A 1,490-nucleotide genomic window follows, 5' to 3' on the forward strand; every position below is an offset into this window, starting at 1 on the left:
CGTCGATGAACAAAATCGTAGCGGTGAACTTTCAGAAGATAAAATAGACTTTGCGGCACCAGGCGAGCTAGTATTAACCAATATTCGTCTTGGTCTTTTAAGTCCAGTGACTGTAAATAACAATGGTCATTATATGCTGCTACAGCCAGAAAAAGCTGGTGCAGATTATTTCCAGACCATCCCAGCAGCACAAATGACTATCGCTAAATATGATGACGTCGTGCTTGATCGAGTGATGGTAGCGAATGGTACTATCTATGATGTGGCTTCAGGTAGTGCTTCAACTGGCGACGTTTATAGCGGGGATATGCGCGAAAACACAGGCAAATCAACCTTTGGTGTTGGTATTAATCTGGCGAACTGGGGCATCACTAGCGCTTCTATGCAAAGCCAAGAACAGCCACAGCTCACCCAAAATGTTAATGCGCACCACGCACGTGGCAAATACGCCAACGGTATATTCAACCATGGCTTAAGCGGTGGTAATGGCATGCTGACTTTGATTGATTCGGTCGGCAATGAGTTTAGTCATGAAATTGGCCATCATTATGGATTGGGGCATTACCCAGGTAAAGTTGGCGATAAAAAATTCTGGTCAGAACATCATGCAGATAGCGGTTGGGGATTTATGCCGCTTAGAAATAGAATGCGTGGTAACTTTGAATGGTGGCGAAAAGATGTTGGTCCCGGTACTGAAGACTCACCTACTTTCTTAGCCCAATATGGCTACGGCCGTGACGCCATGTCTGGTGGTTCTAATAACAGTAATATCTCACGCTATACTCATTATACTGGTTATAGTACGAAAATTAAAATTCAGCCAGCATTCGATCGTCATATGTTTGCCAGTGACTCACCGACCGGCTATAAAAAGTGGAATGCTGGTCTTAGAAAGATGGAAGTGGCACAACCAAAAGTGCCAAAATCTAATAATGTTTGGTACAACAGCGCAGATGGCAATTATTTAAAACCACGTTTGCAAGGCACTCCTGTCTATACTATTTTAGGTGGCTATGATCCTGTCGCACAAAAAGGTATTATTTATCCGGCAGCACGTGGTAACTGGGGTAATGTTTTTGATTTACCAGCAGCGAATACCTCTGCTGACGTGGCTAGCTGCTGGTTGACCGTTACTTACAGTAACAATATGGTTAATAACATTGCTCTTGCCCCTAATCGCGTCAATGGCAATAGCAATGCTAATAAATTTCATGTCAATCTAGCGATTTCTGAAAATCCTAGCAAAGTCGATTTGTATTGTAAAAAAGCCAACGAAGCACAGGTATTATTATCATCAACGGCTATTGGTCCATACAGCGATACCATCAAGCCAGCCGTTACCTTTGGTAAAGAGCATGGCTTTAGTGCATTAAGAAAAATCGAATTACCAGTATTAGAGCAACAACTGATCAGCCAAGCTGGAAACCCGACTATTAGTTTAGATACGGACGGTGAGTTAATATATAACTCTTATAAAACCGATCGTAATG

1 protein-coding gene is annotated in these 1,490 nt (G+C 42.6%); it reads left to right on the plus strand.

Features of this window, described 5'->3' with window-relative positions; translation table 11 throughout:
• On the plus strand, nucleotides 1–1,490 hold a 1,490-nt coding region (locus V7D75_RS10860; protein WP_333614568.1), incomplete at both ends, for a M66 family metalloprotease.

It is taken from the genome of Psychrobacter sp. (genome assembly GCF_036731945.1).
In the GTDB taxonomy this organism is placed as follows: domain Bacteria; phylum Pseudomonadota; class Gammaproteobacteria; order Pseudomonadales; family Moraxellaceae; genus Psychrobacter.